Source organism: Streptomyces sp. NPDC015220, from assembly GCF_043079345.1.
Lineage (GTDB): Bacteria > Actinomycetota > Actinomycetes > Streptomycetales > Streptomycetaceae > Streptomyces.
On record NZ_JBIBUK010000012.1, the window covers coordinates 154783 to 181126 of the forward strand.

General features: G+C 74.2%; 4 protein-coding genes. All 4 read left to right on the top strand.

Features of this window, described 5'->3' with window-relative positions:
- Genes ACF061_RS23605 through ACF061_RS23620 form a run of 4 tightly spaced genes read left to right on the top strand, consistent with a single transcriptional unit; the run spans position 1 to position 26163 of the window.
- The gene (locus tag ACF061_RS23605; protein ID WP_392268924.1) at positions 1-23916 is read left to right on the top strand and encodes a non-ribosomal peptide synthase/polyketide synthase; all 23916 of its coding nucleotides are present in this window, start codon (positions 1-3) and stop codon (positions 23914-23916) included.
- 5 nt (positions 23917-23921) lie between these two features.
- The gene (locus ACF061_RS23610; protein WP_392268925.1) at positions 23922-24137 is read left to right on the top strand and encodes an MbtH family protein; all 216 of its coding nucleotides are present in this window, start codon (positions 23922-23924) and stop codon (positions 24135-24137) included.
- Between the two features lie 10 nt (positions 24138-24147).
- Positions 24148-25395, top strand: a complete 1248-nt coding sequence (locus ACF061_RS23615) for a cytochrome P450 (RefSeq protein WP_392268926.1) — start codon at positions 24148-24150, stop codon at positions 25393-25395.
- Positions 25396-25425: 30 nt separating this feature from the next.
- Complete coding sequence (locus ACF061_RS23620; RefSeq protein WP_392268927.1) at positions 25426-26163, top strand: SRPBCC domain-containing protein; 738 nt, start codon at positions 25426-25428, stop codon at positions 26161-26163.
- The last annotated feature ends 181 nt before the right edge of the window (positions 26164-26344 follow it).

Sequence of the window (26344 nt, forward strand, 5' to 3'; positions counted from 1 at the left end):
ATGTCCCGTCACGACGGCGACTCCCTTCCCCTGACGGCGGCCCAGCGTGAGATCTGGCTCGCCGAGCAGCGCGCGGGAACGGCGCTCGACACCTACCGCATCGGCGACTACCTGGAGGTCCGGGGCCCGGTCGACGCTGCCCTCTTCGAGACCGCGCTGCGCCGGGTGGTCGACGAGATCGACGCGCTGCACGTGAGTTTCGTCGACGACGGGCAGCAGCCCCGGCAGATCGTCCGCGAGGCATGGGACTGGGCACCCCGTCTGCTCGACCTGAGCGCGGAGCCCGACCCGCGAGCGGCCGCCCTGGCGTGGATGGCCCGGGACCGGATGCGCCCGCTGGACCTCGCCCGCGATCCGCTCTTCGGCTTCGCGCTGATCAGCCTCTCGCCGACGCACCACCTCGTGTACCAGACCTACCACCACCTGGTGATGGACGGCTTCGGCCTCTCCCTGGTCCGGCGGCGGCTCACGCGGGTGTACACGGCGTCGGCCGCGGGCGAACCGGTCCCGCCCTCCACCTTCCGTGCGCTGGAGGAGCTGGTCCGCGCCGACGCCGACTACCACGACTCGGAGCAGTTCGCCTCCGACCGGTCGTACTGGACCGAACGGCTCGCCGACCGGCCGGAACCCACTCGGCTCATCGGCCGGGCTCCGCGAGAGGAAAGCGGCCCGCACGGCGGCGTGGAACCCGCGGTGCTCCAGGTGGACGCGCTGCGAGCGGCGGCGGCGCGGACCGACGTCCACTGGTCCCGTCCGCTGATCGCGGCGGCGGCCCTCTACGCACACCGGCTCACCGGGGACCGGGAGGTGCTGATCGGCCTTCCCGTCACCGGGCGCGAGGGAGCCGGACGCGCCCTGCTGTCCACGCCCGGCACGCTGGCGAACGTGGTGCCCCTGCGCCTGCCGGTGCGACCGGACATGCCGTGGCACGACCTCGTCGCCGAGGTCGCACGGGAGGCCGACGCGGCACTGGCGCACCAGCGATACCGCAGTGAGGACCTGTTCCGGGACCTCGGCGTCCCCAGTGCCGACGGGGCGGCGTTCCCGCTGGTCGTCAACATCCTGGTCTTCGACTCCCCGCCGAGCTTCGCCGGGCATCCCGCCACGGTGCACTACCTGCTCCCGGAGCCGACCACCGGGCTGGCCCTCTGGATCACGGGCTGTCGGGGAGGGGACGAACTCCGGGTCGAACTCAAGGGCGCGCACCACAGCTGGAGCGAGGACGAACTCGCCGAACACCGACGGCGGCTGATCGCGCTGCTCGGCACCCTCGCCGGCCGCTCCCCGCGGGAACCGCTCGGGCGGATCGACCTGCTCACCGCGGACGAGGAGCGCGAGCTGCTGACACTGGGCGCCGGTCCGGTGCCCGAGGCCCCCGTCCGGAGCCTGCCGGAGGTGTTCCGGGCGCAGGCGCTGGCGACACCGGACGCGGTCGCGGTGGTGGGGTCGGACGTGTCCCTGACCTACGCGGAGCTGGACGCACGGGCGAACCGGCTGGCGCATGCCCTGATCGCCCGCGGGGCGGGGCCCGAGCGGCTGGTCGCGGTGGCCCTGCCGCGCTCGGCGGAACTGGTGGTGGCGATCCTCGCGGTGCTCAAGGCCGGAGCCGCCTGCGTACCGGTCGACCCGGAGTACCCCGCCGCCCGGATCGGGTACCTGCTCGACGACGCACGCCCGGTCCTGGTGGTGACCGACGCCCGCGCCTCGGAGCGGCTGCCCGAGGCGAATCCCACCGAGCGGCTGGTGCTCGACGACCCGGAGACGGCCGCGACGGTGGCGGGTCGCCCGGCAGCGGACCCGGAGGCGGCCGTCGCTCCGGAGCATCCGGCGTACGTCATCTACACCTCCGGTTCCACCGGACGGCCCAAGGGCGTTATGTCGACGCACGGCGGCCTGTTCAACCTCTTCACCGACCAGCAGCGGACCCTCTTCCCGCCCCTGCTCGCGGACCGGCCGCGACTGAGGGTGGCCCTGACCACGTCGGTCTCGTTCGACGCCTCCTGGAACCAGTTGCTCAGCCTGTTCGCGGGCCACGAGCTGCACGTCCTCGACCATGCGACCTGGACCGACCCGGCCGCCTTCGTCGACCACGCCGTGCGCCGCCGCCTCGACTGCATCGAGGCCACCCCGTCCTACCTCCACGTCCTGGTCGCACAGGGGATGCTGGACGACCCGCACTGGCGCCCCGCACTGGTGGCGGCGGGCGGGGAGGCCGTCCCGGAGCGGCTGTGGGAGCGACTGCGCGCGGCCGACGGGGTGTCCTGCCTGAACTTCTACGGTCCGACCGAGTGCACGGTGAACTCGGTCGTCGCACCAATGGCGTCGAGCCGACGTCCGGTGATCGGCAGGCCGGTCGGCAACACCCGGCTGTACGTGCTGGACGGCGCGCTGCGGCCGATTCCCAGGGGCGCGGCGGGTGAGCTGTACATCGCCGGCGCGTGCCTGGCACGCGGTTACCTGAACCGGGCGGGTCTGACCGCGGAGCGTTTCCCGGCCGACCCGTTCGGCCCGGCCGGCTCGCGGATGTACCGCACCGGCGACCTGGTGCGGTGGGACCCGGACGGCAACCTCGAATTCCTCGGCCGTACCGACGACCAGGTCAAGGTCCGGGGCTTTCGGATCGAACTCGGCGAGATCGAGGCCGTGCTCGTCGAGCACCCGCGGGTCGCGCGGGCCGCCGCCCTGGTGCGCACCGAGGAGGACACCCGGCAGGACACCCGGCTCGTCGCCTACTTCGTGCCGGTGCCCGGTGCCACGGTGGACGTGCCCGCGCTGCGCGAGCACCTGCGCGAGCGGCTGCCGGAGTACATGGTGCCGACCGCGTTCGTACCGCTGGACGCACTGCCGATGACACCGAACCGGAAGCTCGACCGACGGGCCCTTCCGGCCCCCGGGCAGGCCGCTGCCGCCCCGGGCCGCGCTCCGCGCACCGCGACCGAACACCTGCTGGCCGGGCTCTTCGCCGAGGTGCTCGGAGTGGCCGGGGCCGGGCCGGAGGACAACTTCTTCGACCTCGGCGGACATTCGCTGCTGGCCACCCGGCTGGTCTCCAGGGCACGGTCGGCACTGGGCGTGGAGCTGAGGCTGAGCGATCTCTTCGACGCGCCGACGGTGGCGGAACTGGCGGCGGCGGTGGACGGCGCGGACCGGGCGCGGCCGGCGCTGAGCCGGCGCGAGCGGCCCGAGACGGTCCCGCTGTCCTTCGCGCAACGACGGCTGTGGTTCCTGCACCGCATGGAGGGCCCGAGCGCCACGTACAACATCCCGCTGGCCCTGCGGCTGTCCGGCGACTTGGACGAGCGTGCCCTGGAAGCCGCTCTGGCGGACGTGGTGGAGCGGCACGAGAGCCTGCGCACCGTCTTCCCGGTGGCCGACGGCGTACCGTGCCAGCGGGTGCTGGACGCCGACGCGGCACGGCCGCGACTGCGGGTGACCGAGGCCGGCGAGGGCGACCTGCCCGACCGGCTTGCGCAGGCGGCCCGGCACGGCTTCCGGCTCTCCGAGGAGCCGCCGCTGCACGCCGAACTGTTCCGGTTGCGAGCGGACGAGCACGTGCTGCTGCTGGTGGTGCACCACATCGCCGGCGACGGCTGGTCGACGGGGCCGCTCTCACGGGACCTGACCACCGCCTACGCGGCGCGTTCCGAAGGGGCGAAGCCGGAGTGGTCCCCGCTGCCGGTCCAGTACGCCGACTACGCCCTCTGGCAGCGGGAGCTGCTCGGTGCGGGCTCCGACCCGGACAGCCTGCTGAGCGGTCAGCTGGGCTACTGGAGGACGCGGCTGGCGGACCTGCCCGAGCAGGTCGAGCTGCCGTTCGACCGACCCCGGCCGGCCGTGACGTCGCACCGGGGCGCCCACCTGCCGGTGCGGATCGACGCCGAACTGCACCAGGGCCTGCGCGCGCTCGCCCGTGACGGCGGGGCCAGCCTCTTCATGGTGCTCCAGGCCGGGCTGGCCGCGCTGCTGGGCAAGCTCGGCGCGGGCACCGACGTGCCGATCGGCACGCCGATCGCCGGCCGCACCGACGAGGCCGTGGACGACCTGGTCGGCTTCTTCGTCAACACCCTGGTGCTGCGCACCGACCTCTCCGGCGACCCGTCGTTCACCGAACTGCTGGGCCGGGTGCGCGCCGACGCGCTGGCCGCGTACGCGCACCAGGACGTGCCGTTCGAACACCTCGTGGAGGCACTGAACCCGACCCGGTCGCTGGCCCACCACCCCCTGTTCCAGACCATGCTCGCCCTGCAGAACGCGCCGCTCGGCACGTTCGACCTGCCGCGGCTGCGCGTGGCGGCCGACCTGGTCCACACCGGGACGGCCAAGTGCGACCTGACCTTCATGCTGACCGAACGGCCCGGCGCGCACGGGCTGTCGGGACTGGTGGAGTACAGCACCGACCTGTTCGACGCGGCCACCGTGGAAGGGATCGTCGACCGGTGGCTGCGGCTGCTGCGCGCCGTGGTGGCCGATCCGGGCCGGCGGATCGGCCAGGTGGACGTGCTGTCCGCCGACGAGCTCCGCGCGCTGCTGCCGTCCGGCGGCGACCGGAGCGCGAAGTCGCCCAAGAGCGGCATCACCGCGCTGTTCGAGCGGCAGGTACGGGCGAACCCGGCGGCGGTCGCCGTGGTGAGCGGCGAAGTCACCCTGACCTACGGCGAGTTGAACGCCCGGGCGAACCGGCTCGCGCACGCCCTGATCGCCCGGGGCGTGGGGCCGGAACAGCTTGTGGCTCTGGCCCTGCCGCGCTCGGCCGAGCTGGTGGTGGCGGTCCTCGCGGTCCTCAAGGCGGGCGGCGCCTACGTTCCGGTGGACCCGCGCTACCCCGCCGCCCGGATCGCCCACCTGCTTCGGGACGCCCGGCCGTCGCTGCTCGTGACGACGGGCCGGACCGGCGAACTCCCGGACACGGAAGCGGTGGACCGGCTCCTGCTGGACACCGCCGACCTGGACGGACTGCCGGACACCGACCCGGAGATCCCCCTCGACCCGGGCCACCCCGCCTACGTCATCCACACCTCCGGGTCCACCGGCGACCCCAAGGGCGTCGTGGTCCCGCACCGGAACGTGGTGCGGCTGTTCGCCGCCACCCGGGAGCTGTTCGCCTTCTCCGCCGAGGACGTCTGGACCCTCTTCCACTCCTACGCCTTCGACTTCTCGGTGTGGGAGCTGTGGGGCCCGCTGCTCCACGGCGGCCGTCTGGTCGTCGTGGACCACGAGACCAGCCGCTCGCCCCACCGGTTCCTGGAACTGCTCGCCCGTGAGCGGGTGACGGTGCTCAGCCAGACGCCGTCCGCCTTCTACCAGCTGATGCGGGCGGACGAGGAGGCGCCGGAGACCGGCCGTTCGCTCGCCCTGCGCACCGTGGTGTTCGGCGGCGAGGCGCTGGAGCACGCCCGGCTGGCGAGCTGGTACGAGCGGCACCCGTACGACGCGCCGCTGCTGGTCAACATGTACGGCATCACCGAGACCACCGTGCACGTGACCTACGCCGCGCTCGACCGCACCGGCACCGCCGCCGGCCGGATCGGCTCGGCCATCGAGGACCTGCGCACCTACGTGCTCGACGCACACCTGCGGCCGGTGCCCCCGGGCGTGCCCGGCGAGCTGTACGTCGCGGGCGCCGGGCTGGCGCGCGGCTACCTGAACCGGCCCGCGCTGACCGCCGGGCGCTTCGTGGCCGACCCGTTCGGGCCGGCCGGTGCGCGCATGTACCGCAGCGGCGACATCGTGCGCCGGTGTGCGGACGGGGACCTGCGGTTCGTCGGCCGGACCGACGACCAGGTGAAGGTCCGCGGCTTCCGGATCGAACTGGGCGAGATCGAGGCGACGCTGGCCGCGCACCACGGTGTCGCACAGGTCGCCGTACTGGCCCGGCGGGACCGGGCCGACGACACCCGGCTGGTCGCGTACCTGGTGCCCGCGCCGGGTGCCGCCCCGCGCCCGGCCGAGCTGCGCGAGCACCTGCGGGAGCGGCTGCCGGAGTACATGGTGCCCGCCGCGTTCGTCACCCTGGAGAGCCTGCCGCTGACCGCCAACGGCAAACTGGACCGACGGGCGCTGCCCGCGCCCGATCTCGCTTTGACGCACACCGGCCGTGCGCCGCGCACCCCGCAGGAGCAGATCCTGTGCGAGCTGTTCGCGGAGGTCCTCGGGGTGGCCGAGGCCGGCGTCGAGGACGGTTTCTTCGACCTGGGCGGGCACTCGCTGCTGGCCACCCGCCTGGCCGCCCGGGTCCGCGCCACCCTGGGGGTGGAGCTGGAGCTGCGTACCCTGTTCGAGACTCCGACCCCGGCCGGCGTGGCCGCCGCCCTGGCGGGTGCCCGCCCGGCACAGCCGGCCCTGGTGCCCCGCCCCCGGCCCACGGGAGCGGCCGGCGGCCTCCCCCGGCCCGACGGCCCGGGGCGCCCGCACGGCGGGGGGAGGCTCCCGCTGTCGTTCGCGCAGCGGCGGCTCTGGTTCCTGCACCAGTTGGAGGGCGCCGGCGAGAACTACCACATCTCCCTGGGCTGGCGGCTGACCGGGGCACTGGACCGGCGGGCCCTGGAAGCCGCCCTGGCGGACGTGGCGACCCGGCACGAGAGCCTGCGCACCGTCTTCCCCTCGGTGGACGGTGTGCCGTACCAGCAGGTGCTGGACGTCGTGGCGGGCCGGCCGCGGCTGGAGGTGAACCGGACCAGCGAGGCGGGGTTGGCGGGCGTGCTGGCCGCCGCGAAGGCCCGTCCGTTCGACCTGGCGGTCGATCCGCCGCTGCGCGCCGGGCTGTTCGAGCTGGCGCCGGACGAGCACGTGCTCCAGGTGGTGCTCCACCACATCGCGGGGGACGGCTGGTCGCTGGGCCCGCTGGCCAGGGACCTGTCCGCCGCCTACGAGGCGCGCCGCCGCGGCGAGGAGCCGCGGTGGGAGGAGTTGCCGGTCCAGTACGCCGACTACACCCTGTGGCAGCACGAGGTGCTCGGCGACGCCACCGACGAGGAGAGCCCGCTCGCCCGCCAGACGGCCTACTGGAAGCGGCAGTTGGCCAACCTGCCGGAACAGCTCCGGCTGCCCGGTGACCGGCCCCGCCCGGCGGTCGCCTCGCACCGGGGCGGCTCCGTGCGCGCCGGGCTGGACGCGGAGCTGCACCGCGGACTGCGTGATCTCGCCCGCGTGCACGGCACCAGTGTGTTCATGGCGCTCCAGGCCGGTCTCGCGGCGCTGCTGAGCAGGCTCGGCGCGGGCGACGACATCCCGGTCGGCAGTCCGGTCGCCGGCCGGACCGACCAGGCGCTCGACGAGCTGGTCGGCCACTTCGTCAACACCCTGGTGTTCCGTACGGACACCTCGGGCGACCCGACGTTCGCCGAACTCCTCGGCCGGGTGCGGGACACCGCGCTGGCCGGGTACGCCCACCAGGAGCTGCCGTTCGAGTACCTGGTCGAAGCCCTCAACCCGGCGCGGTCGCTGGCGCACCACCCGCTGTTCCAGGTCATGCTGGTGCTGCAGAACGCGCCCCGGGCCGACTTCGCCCCACCGGGCCTGCGCGTCTGCGAGGTGGAGTCGACCACGTCCACGTCCAAGTTCGACCTGGTGTTCTCGCTGTCCGAGCGGCACGCCGGGGACGGCTCCCCGGACGGGATCGACGTGTTCGTGCAGTTCGCGAGCGATCTGTACGATCCGGCCACCGTCGACTCGATGGTCGCGCGCTGGGTGCGGTTGCTGAGGGCGGTCGTCGCCGACCCGCGGCGACGGCTCGGCCGTGTCGATCTGCTGTCGGTCGAGGAGCGCCGCGAACTGCTGCCCGCGGTCGAGGACGGGTCGGACACCGCGAGCCTGCCGGAGATGTTCGCGGCGCAGGTGGCGGCCACGCCCGAGGGCGCCGCTCTGGACTTCGAGGGCACACGACTGACGTACCGTCAGCTCGACGCCTGGGCGAACCGGTTCGCGCACGCGCTGATCGGGCGGGGCGCGGGTCCGGAGCGGATCGTGGCGGTGGCGCTGCCGCGATCGGTGGAGTTCGTGGTGGCCGTCCTGGGGGTCCTGAAGACGGGGGCCGCCTATCTGCCGGTGGACCCGGCCTATCCGCGGTCGCGGATCGCGTTCATGCTGGAGGACGCGCGGCCGGCCGTGGTGGTCGACGACCCGGCGATGGTGGCCGAGGTGTCCGGGTGGCCGGACACCGATCCCGCCGTCGCGGTGGACGCCCGGAACTCGGCGTACGTGATCTACACCTCCGGCTCGACCGGACGCCCCAAGGGGGTGGTGGTGAGCCACGCGGGCCTGCGGGCGATGGTGGCCGAGCAGGTCGAGCGGCTCGGCATCGACGCGGCCTGCCGGGTGCTCCAGTTCTCCTCCCCCAGCTTCGACGTCTCGCTGTGGGACCTGTGCGGCGCGCTGCTCACCGGCGCCGCCCTGGTGCCGGCGCCCGCGACCGAGCCGGTCACCGCGCTGACCGACCCGAGTCTCGCTCTCACCCATGCGACGGTGCCGCCGTCCGTGCTGGCGGCGCTGTCGCCGGACGCGGTGACCGTGCCGACGCTGGCGGTCGCGGGCGAGGCGTGCCCGCCGGAGCTGGTGGCGCGCTGGGCGCCGGGGCGACGGATGATCAACGCGTACGGTCCGACCGAGACGACGGTCATCGCGACGATGAGCGAACCGCTGTCGCCGGGGCCGGGTGTGCCGCCGATCGGCCGTGCCGTCGCCGGGTTCCGGGCGTACGTGCTGGACCAGCGGCTGGGCCTGGTGCCGCCGGGGGTGACCGGGGAGCTGTACGTCGCCGGCCCCGGTCTCGCCCGCGGCTACCTGAACCGGTCCGGGCTCACCGCCGGACGGTTCGTGGCCTGCCCGTTCGGTGCGGCGGGCGAGCGCATGTACCGCACCGGGGACCTGGTGCGCCGACGCTCCGACGGCCAGTTGGAGTACCTGGGCCGCGCCGACGACCAGGTGAAGGTGCGCGGCTTCCGGATCGAGCTCGGCGAGATCGAGACGGCGCTGGCCGGACACCCGCGGATCGGTCAGGTCGCGGTGATCGCCCGGAAGGACCAGGCGGAGGACACCCGCCTGGTCGCCTACCTGGTGCCCGTCACCGGAGCCGACCCGCGGCCCGAGGAACTCCGCGCCCACCTGCGCGAGTGGCTGCCGGACTACATGGTGCCCGCCGCCTTCGTCACCCTGGAGGCCCTGCCGTTGACCGCCAACGGCAAGCTCGACCGGCGTGCCCTGCCCGCGCCCGAGTTCACCGGATCGCGGACCGGCAGGGCGCCGCGCACTCCGCGGGAGCAGGTGCTGGCCGGGCTGTTCGCCGAGGTGCTGGGTGTGACGCGGGTCGGCGTCGACGACAGCTTCTTCGACCTGGGCGGACACTCCCTGCTGGCCACGCGGCTGGTGGCCCGGGTCCGGGCGGCCCTGGGCGTCGAGCTGGCGCTGCGGAGCCTGTTCCGGACCCCGACGGTGGCCGGGCTGGCCGCCGTCCTGGACGGCGCCGACCGGGCCAGACTCGCCCTGGAACGGGCGGAGCGGCCCGAGCGGGTACCGCTGTCCTCCGGGCAGCGGCGGCTGTGGTTCCTGCACCAGCTGGAGGGCGCCGCACCGGTCTACAACATGCCGCTGGCGTGGCGGCTGTCCGGGCCGCTGGACCGGGTGGCCCTGGAGAATGCGCTCGCCGACGTCATCGACCGGCACGAGAGCCTGCGGACGGTCTTCCCGGCGGCGGACGGCGTGCCGTACCAGCGGGTGCTGGCCCCCGGGGCGGTGCGGCCGAAGCTCCGGGCGACCCCGGCCGACGAGACGGATCTGCCCGGGCTGCTCGCGGCGGCCGCGGCGCGCGGATTCGACCTCGCCTGCGAACCACCGCTGCGGGCCGACCTGTTCGAGGCGGCACCGCGGGAGCACGTGCTGCTGCTGGTGGTCCACCACATCGCCGGCGACGGCTGGTCACTGGGCCCGCTCTCGGCCGACCTGGCCACCGCGTACGCGGCGCGCCGCCGCGGCGAGGAGCCGCGGTGGGCGCCGCTGCCCGTCCAGTACGCCGACTACACCCTGTGGCAGCAGCGACTGCTCGGCGACCCGGCCGACCAGGGCAGCCTGGTCGCCCGCCAGGCTGCCTACTGGAAGCGGACGCTGGCGGACCTGCCGGAGCAGATCCGGCTTCCCGCCGACCGCCACCGTCCCTTGGCCCCCTCCTGTTCCGGCGGCAACCTCGCCGTCGAGCTGGACGCCGAACTGCACGCCGGGCTGGTCCGCCTGGGCCGGAAGCACGGGGCCAGCCCCTACATGGTGCTCCAGGCCGCGCTGGCGGCGCTGCTGGACAAGCTCGGCGCGGGAGAGGACATCCCGGTCGGCAGCCTGATCGCCGGCCGGACCGACCAGGCCCTGGACGACCTCGTCGGGTTCTTCGTCAACACCCTGGTGCTGCGTACCGACACCTCCGGCGACCCGACCTTCGCCGAGCTGCTGGGCAGGGTCCGGGAGAACGCGCTGGCCGCCTACGCGCACCAGGACCTGCCGTTCGAGCACGTCGTCGAGGCCCTCAACCCGGCCCGGTCGCTCTCCCGCCAGCCTTTGTTCCAGGTGCTGCTCGCGCTCCAGAACATGCCCCGCACCGAGTTCGCCCTGCCCGGCCTGGCAACCGAGACCGTACTGGTGCGGACGCCCACGGCGATGTTCGACCTCTCCATCCACCTGCTGGAGCGCGGCGGCACCGGCGGTCCGGCCGGGGGCATCGTCGGGCGGGTCGAGTACAGCACCGACCTGTTCGACCGCGCCACGGTGGAGGAACTGGTCGCCCGGTGGCTGCGTCTGCTGGCGTCGGTGGTCGCCGAACCGGACCGGCCGCTGAGCCGGATCGACGTGCTCACCGCCGAGGAACGGCACGAGCTGCTGGTCGTGCGCAACGACACCGCGTGCCCGGAGCCCGTCGACGGCCTGCCGTCCCTGTTCGAGGCCCGGGCCCGGGCGACCCCCGAGGCCCCGGCGGTGGTGTTCGACGGCACCACGCTGACCTACCGCGAGCTGAACCGCCTGGCCAACCGCCTGGCGCACGCGCTGATCGCGCGCGGGGTGGGCCCGGAGCAGGTCGTCGCCCTGCGGCTGCCGCGCTCCGCCGAGCTGGTGGTCGCCGTCCTCGCGGTCCTCAAGACGGGGGCGGCGTACCTGCCGGTCGACCCGGACTACCCGGCCGTCCGCATCGCGTACATGCTTCAGGACGCACGACCGGCCGTGGTGCTCGACGACCTCGCGGCCGTCACACCGCCCGGGCGACTGCCGGAGCACGATCCGGCCGTCCCCGCGGACCCGCGGCACCCGGCCTACGTCATCTACACCTCGGGCTCCACCGGCCGGCCCAAGGCCGTGGTGATGCCCGCCGCCGGACTGCTGAACCTGCTGGCGTGGCACCACGGGTCCGTCGGCGGCGAACCCGGCACGCGCACCGCGCAGTTCACCGCGATCAGCTTCGACGTCTCGGTGCAGGAGATGCTCTCGGCCCTGCTCTACGGCAAGACCCTCGTGGTGCCGACCGAGGAAGAGCGCCGCAGCGCCGAGCTGTTCGCCCGGTGGCTGCACCGGCACCGGGTCGAGGAGCTGTTCGCGCCCAATCTGGTGGTCGAGGCGCTGGCCGAGGCCGCCGAGGAGGCCGGACTGGAACTGCCGGACCTGCGGCTGATCGCACAGGCCGGCGAGGCGATGCGGCTGGGCGGCGCCGTACGCCGCTTCCAGGCCCGGCGGCCTGGCCGGGCGCTGCACAACCACTACGGCCCCGCCGAGACCCACGTGATCACCGCCTACCCGCTGCCGGCCGACCCCGCCGACTGCCCGCTGCCGGTGCCGATCGGCCGTCCGATCGACAACTGCCGGGTGTACGTGCTGGATTCGGCGCTCCGGCCGGTCGCCCCCGGCGTGACGGGCGAGCTCTACCTCGCCGGGGCGGGGCTCGCCCGCGGCTATCTGAACCGGCCCGGGCTCACCGCCACGCGGTTCGTGGCCAACCCCTACGGGCCGGCCGGCGCGCGGATGTACCGCACCGGGGACCTGGTCCGTTGGCGCTCCGACGGCGAGCTGGAGTTCGGGGGCCGGGTCGACCACCAGGTGAAGGTCCGCGGGTTCCGGATCGAGCCGGGCGAGATCGAGGCCGAGCTGGCCGCGCACCCGGGTGTCGCCCAGGTGACGGTGCTCCCCCGGGAGGACCGGCCGGGCCGGACCCGGCTCGTCGCGTACGTGGTCCCCACGGCCGGGGTCGGGGCGACGGGCGCGGCGCTGGCGACGTATCTGCGCGAACGGGTGCCGGACCACCTGGTGCCGTCGGCGTTCGTGCTGCTGGACGCGCTGCCGCTGACTCCGAACGGCAAGCTGGACCGTGCGGCGCTGCCGACGCCCGAGCCGACGACCGCGGCGACGGGCCGGGCGCCGCGCACACCGCAGGAGCAGATCCTGTGCGAGCTGTTCGCCGAGGTGCTGGGCGTACCCCGGGTCGGGGCCGACGACGGCTTCTTCGACCTGGGCGGACACTCCCTGCTCGCCACCCGGCTGGTCTCGCGGATCCGGACGACGCTCGGCGTCGAGCTGGAACTGCGGCGCCTGTTCCTGACGCCGACGCCCGCCGGGCTCGCGGCCGGGCTGCACGATGCCGGCGCCGCGCGGCAGGCCCTGGCGCCCCGGCCCCGCCGCGAGCCCATGCCGCTGTCGTTCGCGCAGCGCCGGCTCTGGTTCCTCCAGCAGTTCGGAACGCCGAGCGCCACCTACCACATGCCGCTCGCCCTGCGGCTGTCCGGCGAACTCGACCGGGCCGCGCTGAGCGCCGCGCTCGCCGACGTGGTGGCCCGGCACGAGACCCTGCGCACGGTCTTCCCGCACACCGCCGGCGTTCCGCACCAGCGGGTGCTGGACTCCGCCGAGGTCACCGTGGAGCTCACCGTGCGCGCGGCCGGCGAGGCGGAGGTGCCGGCCCTGCTGCGCGAGGCGGCGGTGCGGGCCTTCGACCTGACGTCCGAACCCCCGCTGCGGGCCGAGCTGTTCGTGGTCGCCCCGCGGGAGCACGTGCTGCTGCTGGTGATGCACCACATCGCCGGCGACGGCTGGTCAATGGGTCCGCTGGCCCGCGACCTCGCCGCGGCGTACACCGCCCGGCGGGGCGGTGGGGCGCCCGAATGGCCGCCGCTGCCGGTGACGTACGGCGACTACACGCTGTGGCAGCACGAGATCCTCGGCGACGAGCACGACGCGGACAGTCCGTTCGCCCGTCAGGTCGCCTACTGGACCGAGGCGCTGGCCGGGCTGCCCGACCAGCTTCACCTGCCCGTCGACCGGCCGCGTCCGGCCGCCGTGTCCTACCGCGGAGACCTGCTGGACGTCCGGTTCGACGCCGAACTCCACGCGGCTCTGGTGGAGTTGGCCCGGCGTACCGGCAGCAGTCTGTTCATGGTGCTCCAGGCGGCCCTGGCCGCGCTGTACACGCGGTTGGGCGCGGGAGAGGACATCCCGATCGGCAGCCCGATCGCCGGGCGCACCGACGAGGCGCTGGACGATCTGGTCGGGTTCTTCGTGAACACCCTGGTGCTGCGCACCGACACCAGCGGCGATCCGACCTTCGCCGAGCTGCTGGGCAGGGTGCGGGAGACGGCACTGTCGGCGTACGCGCACCAGGACGTGCCGTTCGAGCACCTGGTGGAGGCGCTGAACCCGTCCCGGTCGCTCTCCCACCACCCGCTGTTCCAGACGGGACTGGCCGTGCAGAACGCGCCGGGCGGCGACTTCGAGCTCCCCGGCCTGAGGGCCACCGGGATGGCCGTGCCCACCGGGACCTCGCGGCTCGACCTGACCTTCGGCCTCACGGAGCTGCACGGGGCCGACGGCGCGCCGGCCGGTCTGAGCGGTGCGGTCGAGTTCAGCGCCGACCTGTTCGACCGCTCGACGGTTCAGACCCTCGTCACCCGGTGGACCCGGCTGCTGGCGGCGGTCGCGGCCGCTCCCGACCGGCGGATCGGCGCGATCGACCTGCTGTCCGACGAGGAGCGACGCGAGCTGCTGCCCGCCGCCGAGGACGGGGCCGCCACCACGAGCCTGCCGGAGATGCTCGCGGCGTGGGTGGCGGCGGCGCCGGACGCGGTCGCGCTCGTGTGCGGCGACGTCGAGCTGACGTACGGCCGGCTGAACGCCCTGGCCAACCGGTTCGCGCACGCGCTGATCGCCCAGGGCGTGGGCCCCGAACAGATCGTGGCGGTGGCCTTGCCGCGCTCGCCGGAATGGGTGGCGGCCGTCCTCGGCGTACTGAAGGCCGGGGCCGCCTACCTGCCGGTGGACCCGGCCTACCCCCGCTCCCGGATCGCGTACATGCTGGACGACGCCCGCCCCACCGTCGTCATCGACGACCCGGCCACGGTCACCGACGCGGACTGGCCCGACACCGACCCGAAGACCGCGCCCGACACCCGGCACCCCGCCTACGTCATCTACACCTCGGGCTCCACCGGCCGGCCCAAGGGCGTCATGGTGAGCCACACCGGCGTGGCCGGCCTGGTCGCCGCCCAGATCGACAGGCTCGGCGTGGCGCCGGGCAGCCGGGTGCTCCAGTTCGCCTCGCCCAGCTTCGACGCCTCGTTCTGGGACCTGTGCAGCGCCCTGCTCACCGGCGCCGCCCTCGTCCTGGCCCCGCCCGAGGCCCCGCTGGAGTCCCTGACGGACCCACGGCTGGACGTCACCCATGTGACGCTGCCGCCCTCGGTCCTGGCGGCGCTCGGCGACGCCGACGTCACGGCCGGCACCCTGGTGGTGGCGGGCGAAGCGTGTGCGCCGGAGCTGGTGGCCCGGTGGGCGCCGGGGCGCAGGATGATCAACGCCTACGGTCCGACCGAGACCACGGTGTGCGCGACGATGAGCGCCCCCCTCTCGCCGGGGTCGGGCGTGCCGCCGATCGGCCGGCCGATCGCGGGATTCCGGACGTACGTGCTGGACGAGCGGCTGCGGCTGGTGCCGCCGGGTGTGGCCGGCGAGTTGTACGTCGCCGGGGCGGGCCTGGCGCGCGGGTACCTGGACCGGCCGGGGCTGACGGCCGGGCGGTTCGTCGCCTGCCCGTTCGGCACGGACGGCGAACGCATGTACCGCACCGGCGACCTGGTGCGCCACCGCGCCGACGGCGACCTGGAGTACGTCGGCCGCACCGACGACCAGGTGAAGGTCCGCGGCTTCCGCGTCGAGCCCGGCGAGATCGAGGCGGCCCTGACCGAACACCCCGCCGTCGCCCGGGCCTCCGTCCTGGCCCAGGACGACCGGCTCGTCGGCTATGTGGTGGCGCGTTGCGACGCGGCCGTACGTCCGGCCGAGCTTACGGCCCATCTGCGCGAACGGGTGCCGGACTACCTGGTGCCGTCGGCGTTCGTGCTGCTGGACGCGCTGCCGCTGACTCCGAACGGCAAGCTGGACCGTGCGGCGCTGCCGACGCCCGAGCCGACGACCGCGGCGACGGGCCGGGCGCCGCGCACACCGCAGGAGCAGATCCTGTGCGAGCTGTTCGCCGAGGTGCTGGGCGTACCCCGGGTCGGGGCCGACGACGACTTCTTCGACCTGGGCGGCCACTCCCTGCTCGCCACCCGGCTGGTCGCACGGATCCGCTCGGTCCTCGGCGTGGAGCTGGGGTTGCGCGCGCTCTTCAGGGCGCCCACCGCAGCGGGAGTGGCCGGGGCGTTGGCCGGGGCCGGCCGGGCCCGTCCGGCGCTGACGGCGCGGGTACGGCCGGAAGCGGTGCCGCTCTCCTTCGCCCAGCGCCGGCTCTGGTTCCTGCACCGCATGGACGGCGCCGCGGCGACGTACCACATCCCGCTGGCGCTCCGGCTGACCGGGACGCTCGACGCGGCGGCGCTGGCCGAGGCGCTCTCCGACGTGGTGGCCCGGCACGAAAGCCTGAGGACGGTGTTCCCGGAGGTCGACGGCGTACCGTGCCAGCGTGTCCTGGCCCTGGACGAGGCCCGGCCCCGGATGCGGTCGACCCAGGTGTCGGAGGACGAACTGCCTGGACGGCTGGTCGAGTTCGCCCGGCTGCCCTTCGACCTGGCCTCGGAACCCCCGCTGCGGGCCGAGCTGTTCGCGATCGCGCCGCGGGAGCACGTGCTGCTGCTGGTGATGCACCACATCGCGGGCGACGGCTGGTCCACCGGCCCCCTGGCCCGCGACCTGGCCGAGGCTTACGTCGCGCGGTCCGAGGGGCGCGCGCCACACCGGCCCGCCCTGCCGGTGCAGTACGCCGACTACACGCTGTGGCAGCGCGACCTGCTCGGCGACGCCGCCGATCCGGGGAGCCGGTTCGCCGAACAACTCGACTACTGGAGAGGCCAGTTGTCGGAGCTGCCGGAGCTGCTCCGGCTTCCCGCCGACCGGGTGCGGCCGGCCGTGGCACGCCGGCACGGAGACCAGATCGGCCTGGAGCTGAGCGCCGAACTCCACGCGGCCTTGCTGGAGTTGGCCCGGCGCACCGGCAGCAGTCTGTTCATGGTGCTCCAGGCGGCCCTGGCCGCGCTGTACACGCGGTTGGGCGCGGGAGAGGACATCCCGATCGGCAGCCCGATCGCCGGGCGCACCGACGAGGCGCTGGACGATCTGGTCGGGTTCTTCGTGAACACCCTGGTGCTGCGCACCGACACCAGCGGCGATCCGACCTTCGCCGAGCTGCTGGGCAGGGTGCGGGAGACGGCACTGTCGGCGTACGCGCACCAGGACGTGCCGTTCGAGCACCTGGTGGAGGCGCTGAACCCGTCCCGGTCGCTCTCCCACCACCCGCTGTTCCAGACCATCCTGGCCGTGCAGAACGCGCCGATGGGCCGTTTCTCGCTGCCCGGCCTGGACGTCGTCACCTGTGCGGTGGCCACCGGAACCGCCAAGTTCGACCTGGGTGTGAACCTCGCCGAACAGTTCGGGCCGGACGGAAGGCCGGCCGGGATCGTGGGAGCGGTGGAGTACGCCACCGACCTGTTCGACCGGGGCACGGTCGCCGCGCTCGCCCGGCGCTGGACGCTCCTGCTGGAGGCGGTCACCGCCGACCCGGAGCAGCCGATCGGGCTGATCGACCTCCTCGACGCCGACGAACGGCACCGGCTTCTGGAGCTCGGGAACGCGACCGCCCGTGAGGTGGGCGCCGCGGCGGTGCCGGAGGCGTTCGCGGCGTGGGTGGCGGCGGCGCCGGACGCGGTCGCGCTCGTGTGCGGCGACGTCGAGCTGACGTACGGCCGGCTGAACGCCCTGGCCAACCGGTTCGCGCACGCGCTGATCGCCCAGGGCGTGGGCCCCGAACAGATCGTGGCGGTGGCCTTGCCGCGCTCGCCGGAATGGGTGGCGGCCGTCCTCGGCGTACTGAAGGCCGGGGCCGCCTACCTGCCGGTGGACCCGGCCTACCCCCGCTCCCGGATCGCGTACATGCTGGATGACGCCCGCCCCACCGTCGTCATCGACGACCCGGCCACGGTCACCGACGCGGACTGGCCCGACACCGACCCGAAGACCGCGCCCGACACCCGGCACCCCGCCTACGTCATCTACACCTCGGGCTCCACCGGCCGGCCCAAGGGCGTCATGGTGAGCCACACCGGCATGGCGAGCCTGGTCGCCGCCCAGATCGAGCGGTTCGCCATCGAACCCGGCAGCCGGGTGCTCCAGTTCGCCTCGCCCAGCTTCGACGCCTCGGTGTCGGAGGTCTTCACCGCCCTGCTGTGCGGCGCGACCCTGGTGCTGCCCGCCACGGCGGAGCCGGTCGCCGCGCTGACGGACCCGGAGCTCGCTGTCACCCATGTGACCGTGCCCCCGTCCGTCCTGGCCGCCGTGGAGGAGGACGCGCTGACCGTGTCCACGCTGGTGGTGGCGGGCGAGTCCTGCCCACCGGAGCTGGTGGCCCGGTGGGCGCCGGGACGCAGGATGATCAACGCCTACGGTCCGACCGAGACGACGGTGTGCGCGACGATGAGCGCCCCGCTGTCCCCGGAACCGGGCGTACCCCCGATCGGCCGGCCGATCGCCAACGCCCGGGTGTACGTCCTGGACGAGCGGCTGCGGCTGGTGCCGCCGGGAGTGGCGGGCGAGTTGTACGTCGCCGGGGCGGGCCTGGCGCGCGGGTACCTGAACCGGCCGGGGCTGACGGCCGGGCGGTTCGTCGCCTGCCCGTTCGGCACGGACGGCGAACGCATGTACCGCACCGGCGACCTGGTGCGCCACCGCGCCGACGGCGACCTGGAGTACGTCGGCCGCACCGACGACCAGGTGAAGGTCCGCGGCTTCCGCGTCGAGCCCGGCGAGATCGAGGCGGCCCTGACCGAGGACCCGGCCGTCGCCCGGGCCGTCGTCCTCGCGCAGGACGACCGGCTCGTCGGGTACGTCGTCCCGCGCCAGGAGGCGGCCCGGGACAGTGGTCTCGAAGCGGACCACGTGGGTGAGTGGCGGGACATCTACGACGCCCTGCCCCTCGTTCCCGAGGATTCCGGCTTCGGCCAGAACTTCGTGGGCTGGAACAGCAGTTACGACGCGAGCCCGATCCCGGTCGAGCAGATGCGGGAGTGGCGGGACGCCACCGTGGCACGCGTCCTGGCCCTGCGTCCCCGCCGGGTGCTGGAGGTCGGCGTCGGCACGGGTCTTCTCCTCTCGCGGATCGCACCGCACTGCGAGGGCTACTGGGCGACCGACTTCTCCGCCACCGCGATCGAGGCGCTGAGCGCCCAGGTGGGGAGGGAGGAACGGCTGGCCGGGCGCGTGGTGCTTCAGACCCGCCCGGCGCACGACACCGACGGGCTGCCGGCCGGGCGGTTCGACACCATCGTGCTGAACTCGGTGGCGCAGTACTTCCCGTCCGCCGACTACCTCGCGGACGTGATCGACCGGCTGATGCGGCTGCTCGCCCCCGGCGGCGCGCTCTTCGTCGGCGACGTCCGCAACCTGCGGCTGCTGCGCCCGCTGGCGACCGCCGTCCAGCTCCACCGGGCCGGCGACGGCGCCGACCTGCCCTCGGTGCGCCGGGCCGTGGAGCAGGCCCTGCTGGTGGAGAAGGAACTCCTCGTCGATCCGGACTTCTTCACCGCCCTGCGCGACCGGGGCACCGTCGGGTCCGTGACCGTGGAGGTCAAGCGCGGCCGGCACCACAACGAGCTCACCCGCTACCGCTACGACGTCACGCTGCGCGAGCGGGCGGCCGTCCCGACGGCGCCGTCCGCTCCGCGGGAGGTGACGTGGGGCCGGGAGGTCGCCGGCCTCACGGGAGTGCGCGAGCTGCTCGCCCGCCGCGGCGCGGAGCCGGTGCGCATCACCGGGGTGCCGAACCGGCGCGTGGCCCGCGAGGCGGCGCTGGCCCGGGCGGTGCGGGACGGGGACGGCACGCTCGCCGAACTGCTCGACCGGCTGCACGGTCCGGACGACGGCGACCTGCCCGACCCGGAGGATTTCCGTGAGCTCGGCGACGAACTCGGCCGCCGGGTGGACGTCACCTGGTCCGCCGAGGCGCCCGACGCCCTGGACGTCGTCATCGGCGGTGTGCCGGGAGAGGCCGCGGTGGAGGCCTACCGGCCGCTGCGGCCGTCCGGCACCGCGCTGTCCGCGCTCACCAACCGCCCGACCGGAAGCCGCGCCACGGGCGCCCTCGTCGGCGCACTCCGCGACCGGCTGCGGGACCGGCTGCCCGACCACCTCGTGCCGTCGGCGATCGTCGTACTGGACGCACTGCCGCTGACCGCCGGCGGCAAGATCGACCGCCGCGCGCTGCCCGCCCCGGATCTGGGGACGGCGGCGACCGGCCGGGCACCGCGCACCCCGCAGGAACAACTGCTCGCCGATCTCTTCGCCGACGTGCTCGGACTGCCCGGGGTCGGCGTCGAGGACAGCTTCTTCGACCTCGGCGGGCATTCCCTGCTGGCGACCCGCCTGGCCTCCCGGGTCCGGGCGGCCTTCGGCGCGGAGCTCGAGGTCCGCACGCTCTTCGAGTACCCGACCGTGGCCGCCCTGGCGGCCCGCCTCGACGGCTCGGTCACGGAGCGGCCCGCGCTGACCGCCCGTCCGCGGCCGGAGCGGATCCCGCTCTCCTTCGCCCAGCAACGCCTGTGGTTCCTGCACCGCATGGACGGGCCGAGCGCCACCTACAACATGCCGCTCGCGCTGCGCATGGACGGCGAACTGGACCGTGCGGCGCTGCGTGCCGCGCTCGCCGACGTGACCGCCCGGCACGAGAGCCTGCGGACGGTCCTGCGCGAGGCGGACGGCGTGCCGTACCAGCTCGTGCTGAGCGAGGACGAGGCCCGCCCCGAACTGCCGGTCGTCGAGCTCGACGACGTCCGGCTGCCCGGCCGGCTGGCGCGGGGGGCGCAGCGCGGCTTCGACCTGGCCGCCGAGCCGCCGATCCGCGCCGAGCTCTACGCGCTCGCCCCCGACCGCCATGTGCTGCTGCTCGTCGTGCACCACATCGCGGCCGACGGCTGGTCGATGGGCCCGCTCTCCCGGGATCTGGCGACGGCCTACGCCGCCCGCTGCCGGGGCGAGGAACCGCGGTGGGCCCCGCTGCCGGTGCAGTACGCCGACTACACCCGGTGGCAGCGCGACCTGCTCGGCGACGCCACCGACCCGGACAGCCTGTTCGCCCGGCAACTCGCCTACTGGGGCGAGGAGCTGACCGGGCTGCCGCAGCGGTTGCAACTGCCCACGGACCGGCCGCGGCCGGCCGTGGCCTCCCAGCGGGGCGGCCGGCTCGCCGTCCGGCTGGACGCCGAACTGCACCAGGCGCTGAGGGACCTGGCGACCGCGCGCGGCGCGAGCATGTTCATGGTGCTCCAGGCCGGCCTCGCCGCGCTGCTCACCCGGCTCGGCGCCGGCACCGACATCCCGATCGGCAGCCCGATCGCCGGGCGCACCGACCAGGCCCTGGACGACCTCGTCGGGTTCATGGTCAACACCCTGGTGCTGCGCACCGACACGAGCGGCGACCCCGGCTTCGCCGAACTGCTCGGCCGGGTACGGCAGAAGGCGCTGTCCGCGTACGCCCACCAGGACGTGCCGTTCGAGTACCTGGTCGAGGTGGTCAACCCGGCCCGGTCGCTCTCGCACCACCCGCTGTTCCAGATCATGCTGGCCCTGCAGAACGCGCCGTCGAGCGAGTTCACGCTGCCGGGGCTGTCGACCGGCCACTTGGAGGCGCCGACCGGCACCGCGCGGGTCGACCTGACGTTCAGCCTGGCCGAGCAGTACCGACCGGACGGCGGCCTCGACGGCATGGCCGGGGCGGTGGAGTACGCCACCGATCTGTTCGACCCGGCCACCGTGGAGCTGCTGTTCGCCCGCTGGACACGGTTGCTGCGCGCGGTGGTCGCCGACCCCGGCCGGCCGATCAGCCGGATCGACGTCCTGTCCGGCGAGGAACGCCACCGGCTGCTGTCCGGGTTCAACGACACCGCCGTCGAGCTGCCCGAGGCCGCGCTGCCGGAGCTGTTCGCCCGTCAGGTGCGCGCCACTCCGGACGCGGTGGCCGTCGTCGCGTGCCCGAGCGGCGCCGAGCTGACCTATCGGGAACTCGACCAGCGGGCCAACCGCCTGGCGCGGGCGCTGATCCGCCGGGGCGTGGCGCCGGAGGCGTCGGTCGCGGTCCTGCTGGAGCGCTCGGCGGACCTGGTCGTGGCGATCCTGGCGATCGTCAAGGCGGGCGGCGCCTATGTGCCCCTCGATTCGCGGTTCCCGCAGTCCCGCATCGATCTGATCCTCCAGGAGGCCGGTGCCGAACTGGTCCTCACCGAGGACGTGCTGACCGCGCTGATCCGGTCCGAGACCGACTGCTCCGACCCCGAAGTCCGCTGCCACCCGGATCAGTTGGCGTACGTGATGTACACCTCCGGCTCGACCGGGCGGCCGAAGGGCGTGGCTGTCACCCATCGTGACGTCGTCGGCCACGCCCTGACCCCCTGCTGGCACGAGGGCGGGCACGAGCGGGTGCTGCTGCACTCCCCCACGGCGTTCGACCTCTCGACGTACGAGCACTGGGTGCCGCTGCTCGGCGGCGGCCGGATCGTGGTCGCACCGCCCGGACGGCTCGATCTGGACCTGCTGCACCAGGCGGTCGGCGGGCACGGGGTGACCGGACTGTGGCTGACCGCCGGCCTGTTCCGCCTGGTCGCCGAGGAGCGGCCGGAGCTGCTCGCGGGGGTCCGCGAGGTGTGGACCGGCGGTGACGTGGTTTCCCCGGCCGCCGTCGCCCAGGTGCTGGCGGCCTGCCCCGGCATCACGGTGGTCAACGGCTACGGGCCCACAGAGGCCACGACCCTGGCCACCTGCCACCCGGTGCGCGGCCTCGCCGAGCACGCCGCGACCGTGCCGATCGGCCGGCCGATGGCGAACATGCGCGCCTATGTGCTCGACGCCGGGCTGCGGCCGGTTCCGCCGGGCGTGGTCGGCGAGCTGTACCTCGCGGGGGTGGGCGTGGCCCGGGGCTACGTCGGCCGGCCCGGCCTGACGGTACAGCGGTTCACCGCCGACCCGTACGGGCCGCCCGGGAGCCGGATGTACCGCACGGGCGACCTGGCGTGGTGGCTCGCCGACGGCACCCTGGAGTTCGCCGGACGGGCCGACCACCAGGTCAAGCTGCGCGGCTTCCGGATCGAGCCCGGCGAGATCGAGGCGGTGCTCGCGCTGTGCCCGGGCGTCGCCCAGGCGGCCGTCGTCGTGCGCGAGGACCAGCCGGACGACAAGCGGCTCGTCGCCTACCTGGTGCCCGCTCCCCAGGGCGCGCCCGAGGCGGCCGAGCTGTCCGACCGGCTGCGCCGCGAACTGCCCGAGTACATGGTGCCGTCGGCGTTCGTCACCCTGGAAGCACTGCCGTTGACCGGCAACGGCAAGCTGGACCGGGCCGCCCTGCCGGCCCCCGACTACGGCGCGCCGGGCTCCGGGCGCGGCCCCCGCACGCCGCGGGAGCAACTGCTGTGCGGCCTCTTCGCCCAGGTCCTCGGCCGGGAACAGGTGCACATCGACGACAGCTTCTTCGACCTGGGCGGACACTCGCTGCTCGCCGCCCGACTGGTCTCCCGCGTCCGCGAGACGCTGGGCGTGGAGGTGGGCCTGCGCACGCTGTTCGAGGCGCCGACCGTGGCCGGGCTCACGGAGCGACTGGTCATGAACGACCCCGCCGACGCGCTGGACGTGCTGCTGCCGCTGCGCACCACCGGAAGCCGGACACCGCTGTTCTGCGTCCACCCCGGCGGCGGCATCAGCTGGTCGTACAGCGGGCTGCTGAACCACATCGGTTCCGAGCACCCGGTCTACGCGATCCAGGCGCGCGGCCTCGGCCGCCCCGAACCCCGGCCGGAGTCCTTCGAGGAGATGGCGGCCGACTACGCCGACCAGATCCGCAAGATCCAGCCCGAGGGCCCCTACCTGCTGCTCGGCTGGTCCGCCGGCGGGCTGATCGCCCACGCGGTCGCCTGCGAGCTGCAGGCACGTGGCGAGCGGACCGCGCTGCTGGCGATCCTCGACGCCTACCCGGTGAAGGACGTGAGGTTCGAGGAGCTGCCCGTACCCACCGAGCGGGACGTGCTCGTCGGCGTGCTCGACTGCGACCCGGACGAGCTGGGCGACCGGCCGCTGACCTACGACGAGGTCGCCGGGATCCTGCGCGAGCGGGGCAGTGCGCTGGCCGGGCTGACGGGGCCGCAGATCGAGGTCGTCGTCGACATCATGATCAACAACGCGAAGCTGGCGGTCGACTTCGTACCCGGCAGGTTCGACGGCGACCTGCTGCTGTTCAACTCCACGATCGACCGGGACAAGGACGACGCCGGACCCGGGACCTGGCGCCCGTACGTCACCGGCCGGATCGAGTCGCACGAGATCACCACCCGGCACGACCGGATGACCCAGGCCGGCTCGCTGTCCCAGATCGGACCGATTCTGGCCGCCAGGCTCGCCGAGGCCACCGGTGGCACCGCAACCCGCAACCAGGAGGACTGATTTCCATGACCAACCCGTTCGAGGACCAGGACGGCACCTTCCTCGTGCTCGTCAACGAGGAGAACCAGCACTCGCTGTGGCCGCAGTTCGCGGACGTCCCCGAAGGCTGGACCGTCGCCCACGGCCCCGACACCCACGCCGCGTGCCTGGAGTACGTCGAGCTGAACTGGACCGACATGCGGCCCAAGAGCCTCGCCGACGCCATGGACGCCCAGCGGTAGCGCGGCCGACGTGACCTCCACCGACACCCTTAACGGGTCCCGCGGCACCGCGGGACCCGTCCGGCCCGGCGACCTCGCCGCGGCGCTGGGGACGCCCGAGGCCCGCCGGGACCCGTACCCGTTCTACGCCCGCATGCGGCGCGAGAGCCCGGTGCACCGCAGCGACCAGGGCATCTGGTACCTCACCCGGTACGCCGACGTCGAGGCGGCCCTGGGAGACCTGCGGCTGTCCAACGACCGGGACCGGATGACCCGCGCCTACGGCGCGCTCGGCGGCGACCTGAAGGCCTTCAGCCGGCTCACCGACCGGCTCGGCCGGGTGATGACCAACACCGACCCGCCGGACCACGCCCGGCTGCGCAAGCTGGCCAACCGCGCCTTCACCGCCCGGCGGGTCGAAGCCCTGCGCGACGGCATCCAGCGGATCGTCGACCGGCTGATCGACGACGCGGTCGCGGCCGGCTCGTCCATGGACCTGATCGATGCGGTCGCCTCCCCCCTGCCGCTCTCCGTCGTCTGCGAGTTGTTCGGCATCCCGCCCGAGGACCGCCCGCGGGTCAAGGGCTGGTTCCGCCGGCTGGGCCGGCTCTCCGAGGACATCGACAAGTCCGAGGCGGCGATCGAGCAGTACGAGGAGTACCTCGCCCGGCTCGTCCGCCGGCGCCGGGCCGACCCGGGCGACGACCTGGTCAGCGCCCTGGTCGCGACGCAGGCGCAGGACGACCGGCTCACCGACTCCGAGCTGCTGTCCACCTGCTTCGTGCTGATCACCGCGGGAGACGAGACCACCACCCACCTGGTCGGGAACGGCATGCTCGCCCTGCTGCGGCACCCCGGCCAGCTCGCCCGGTTGCGCGCGGACCCGGCGCTGATCCGCACGGCCGTCGACGAACTCGCCCGCTACGACACGCCGACCCAGGCGATCGTCCGGGTCGTGGCCGAGGACGTCGAGATCGGCGGCCGGACGCTGCGCGAGGGCGAACTGGTGTACCTGTTCCTCGCGGCGACCAACCGTGATCCCGAGCGCTTCGAGGACCCCGACCGGCTCGACCTGTCGCGCCCCGTCAACCGGCACCTCAGCTTCGGCAACGGCCCGCACTTCTGCCTCGGCGGACCGCTGGCCAAGCTCCAGGCGGAGGTGGCCGTCGGCACGCTGGTCCGCCGGCTGCCGCGGCTGCGGCTGGCCGACGGGGCGGCCCTCGAATGGCGCCCCAACCCGTTGCAACGACGGCTGAACGCCCTCCCGCTCACCTACTGACGCCCGAACGACGACGAAGGAGAACTGACCATGGCCCGAGAGTTCGAGGTCCGCCGGGAACAGGACCTGCCCGCCACGCCCGAGCAGGTCTGGAACGCGGTCGCCACCGGCGCCGGCAACCTCGGCTGGCTGTACCCCATGGAGGTCGAGCCGCGCGTCGGCGGAAAGGTCACCCGGGCCGACGGCACCGTGGTGGCATGGGAGCCGCCGCACCACTTCGCCGTGCGCGTGGCCCTGGACGACGGGTTCTCCAACACCCTGACCTACCGGATCGAGCCGCTCGACGACGCGACCAGCCACCTGCGGATGGGCATCCACTGGGTGCACACGGGGGTCGTCGACGACTACTGGGACACCAAGGCGGACGCGGCGGAGAAGCACGTCGACTTCTACCAGCACGGCCTCGCCGAGTACCTGAGGCACTTCGCCGGCCGGCCCGCCGTCTACGTCAAGGTGGGCCGCGGCGAGCGCACCGACGACCCCGCCGACTTCGCGGCGCTGCGCCGGCGCCTCGGCCTCACCGACGACACGGCCGTCGGCGACCGGCTGTCGTTCGACGTCCCGGGTGTGGACGGCGGCTCACAGGAGGTGGTCGTGGACTGGCTCAGCCCCGACTTCCTCGGCCTGCGCGGCCCGGACGCGTTGTACCGGTTCTTCAACGGGAGCACCTGGAACTGGCCGATCTGGCTGGGCCACCACCTGTTCGCCGAGGACGCGGACGAAGAGCAGGCCACGAAGGTGTGGAACGCCTGGCTCAACGGCGCCTGACCCGTCGCACGCCGCATTCGGAGGACCCCGGCCAGAACGCCGCTCAGCGCAGCCGGACCCGTCCTGGAAGACGGCACTTCTCGTGCCGGACGTGGTACGGGACACGGTCCGGTCCGCCCCTGTCCCCGAATCCGCGGCGGACGGGCTCCCGGCCTCGCCGCCGGTGAAGGGGCCCTGGTGC